The 2,523-nt window shown below is 76.7% G+C and carries 4 protein-coding genes; all 4 read right to left on the bottom strand.

The annotated features are described in order from the left end of the window. Positions 1–394 (bottom strand): hypothetical protein (locus tag VMN58_12870; GenBank protein ID HUF34090.1); only part of this gene is annotated, 394 nt, incomplete at its 3' end. Beyond that, positions 391–1,161, bottom strand: a complete 771-nt coding sequence (locus tag VMN58_12865) for a hypothetical protein (protein ID HUF34089.1) — start codon at positions 1,159–1,161, stop codon at positions 391–393. The genes VMN58_12870 and VMN58_12865, both read right to left, overlap by 4 nt. A gap of 144 nt (positions 1,162–1,305) precedes the next feature. Continuing rightward, positions 1,306–2,130, bottom strand: coding sequence for a B12-binding domain-containing protein (locus VMN58_12860; GenBank protein HUF34088.1), 825 nt, complete (start codon positions 2,128–2,130; stop codon positions 1,306–1,308). Positions 2,131–2,133: 3 nt separating this feature from the next. After that, a partial coding sequence (locus VMN58_12855) for a hypothetical protein (GenBank protein HUF34087.1) occupies positions 2,134–2,523 on the bottom strand: 390 nt, incomplete at its 5' end.

Raw genomic sequence — 2,523 nt, 5'->3', positions numbered from 1 at the left:
GGGCCTCGTCGCCGCCGAAGTAGCGCGCCGGCCCACGGGTCGGGAACGCGCACCGGCCCGGCCGGGCGACCTCGATGCGCGGCGTCAGCGCCTCCACGGCCTGCACCACCGGTTCGAAGGCCCGGGCGTCGCGGTCGGGGTCGTGGTCGAGCACCAGCAGCGACGGGGCCCGCGACTGGGCTTCGCGGCGGCGCATGTGGCGCCGGACCCCCGCAGCGCGGGCCGAGGCCGTGCACGCCACCACCCGGTTGGCGACGAACACCGCCGCCGGCGTCGCCGGGTCGACCCCTGCGGCCACCAGCGGCCAGTCCGGCGCCCAGATCGACATCGTGCGCACCGGCTCGTCGGCCGCCGGCCCGACCGGCAGGACCTTGCGGGGCAGGAGGGGGGTCATGCGATCTCGCTCCCCCGGGGTGCCCGCAACGGCACCGGCTCGGGCAGGACCTCCTCCACCGTGCCGTCGATCGAGGGCAGCCACAGCTCGGCGCGGCGCGACCGGGCCGCCTCGCGCCGTCCACCGGCCTCGACGGTGACCCGCCGGGCCCGGAGGTGGCCGTGCCCCTCCCCCAGCCCTTCCCACGCGGCGTCGACGACCCGCAGCGCCACGTCGGCGCCCTCGGGCCACAGGGCACCGGTGTCCCGGGTGCCGCCCACCTGGACGAGCACGGCACCGCGCTCGCGGGTGCGGGCCACGAGGCGGCGACCGTCGGCGGCGCGCACCGGGTGGCTGGCGTGGACGAGCACGACCTCGAAGGCGTCGACCAGCGCCGCCACCACCGACGGCCAGGCCGCAGCGTCGACCCGCTCGCCGGGCAGGAGCGGCTCGGGTTCGGCCACGAGCACCAGGCGCTCGAGGGCGATGCCCAGTTCGGCGGCGGCGAGCAGGCCGAGGGAGGGGAACCCGACCGCGGCGACCCAGGCCCCGTCGCGGGACGGGCCGGCGGCGGCGGCGAGGGCGAGCGAGGTCGCCGCCATGCCGTCCACGGACAGGGTGGACCCCCGCCGGAGGCCCCCGCCGGGGACCAGGGTCTCCAGGGCCGGCAACAGCGCCAGGCGCTGGGCCCGGGCCAGGACGGTGGGCTGCACCCGGGCCGCGACGGAGGCGAGGTCCTCGGCGCCACCGGCCATGGCGGCGCGCATCGCTCCGACGTCTCGACCCACGCCGTCAGTATCGAACACCCGTTCGGGTGCCGTCAACCGGTCTGGAAGACGAGCCGAAGGCGAGACGACCCACGGGCGCGGTGCCCTACGGCGGCGAAGCCGCCAGACCGAAGCGCGAGAGGACGTGACCTCTCCGTGCAGTCCTCAGAAGGCCTCCAGGAGCTCGACCACGCCCCGGGCGTCGAGCGCCCACCCGTCCCCGCCGAGCGCGGCCGATGTGTCGGCATCGGGCACCGCACCGCCGCCCACCAGCACAGGCACGTCCACCCGCTTCCGGAGCGCAGCGACCGTCGCCCGCACGGCGTCCTCGTTGCCCGGGGTCGTGGTACTCACCGCCACGGCCAGGAGGGGGTCGGCGTCGCCGGCGGCGTGGGCGAAGGACTCGACCGGCACGTCGGCACCGAGGTCGTGGACCTCGTAGCCCGACAGTCGCGCCACGTCGGCCACCATCCGCACTGGCAGGGCGTGGCGCTCCCCCACCACCGCGCCGGCCACGACGACACCGCGGCGCACGCCACGTCGGGTGAAGCGGCTGTCGAGCAGGGCCAGCACCTGGGTCACCACCACCGAGGCGCGGTGCTCCTCGGCCACGTCGACCACGCCCGACGCCCAGCCGACGCCGATGGCCCGCATGGCCGGCGCGACCACGTCGACGTACACGCCGACCGGGTCGGTGCCGGCGGCGAGGGAGGCCTCCACCACGTTCTTCGAACCCAGCCGGTCACCGGCCAGCAGCCGGCGTCGGAGCCGGAGCGACCAGTCGACCGATCCCCGCCCGAGCCCCGCCTCGACCGGCCCGCTCGAGCGCTCGGCGATGAACGCATCGAGGTCGGCTCGCGCCACCGCCCACGCCCGCCCCCGCCGCTGCGCCGGCAGCACGCCCAACCGCACGTAGCGGTAGGCGGTCATGTAGTGGACGTCCAGCGCGTCGGCCGCCTCCTGCAGCGTGAGGTCGCCGGCGTCGCCCACGGCTCAGTCGGCCGGTGTTGTCTCGTCGTCGGGACGGTCGGGGTCCGGCGCTTCGGCCGGCGCCTCCGCCGGGGTGTCGACCTCGCCGCCGCCCGTGGCCGCAGCCGCCTCCGGCGCCTCACGGAGCTCGGCCTCGTCCTCGGTGAGGGGCTCCTGTGCCTCCGGAGCGTCCTCGGCGGCCACCTCGGTGGTCGGCTCCTCGTCGGGCGTGCCCGGGTAGAAGCGGAACAGGTCCTCGATGATCGTCTGCATGCCGTCGCCGACCGAGCCGCCGGCGAGGTCGACGGTGATGACCGAGGAGTTCACGTGCACGCCGTCGACGCCGCCGTGCTCGAACAAGCGCCGGGCGACCCGGTCGACGGGACGGTCGAGGACGATGTCGTCCAGCGAGCG

The organism is Acidimicrobiales bacterium, from assembly GCA_035512495.1.
Taxonomy (GTDB): domain Bacteria; phylum Actinomycetota; class Acidimicrobiia; order Acidimicrobiales; family CADCSY01; genus DATKDW01.
The sequence above is the reverse complement of the archived record's forward strand: the minus strand, read 5'-3'. Positions and strand labels throughout refer to the sequence as shown.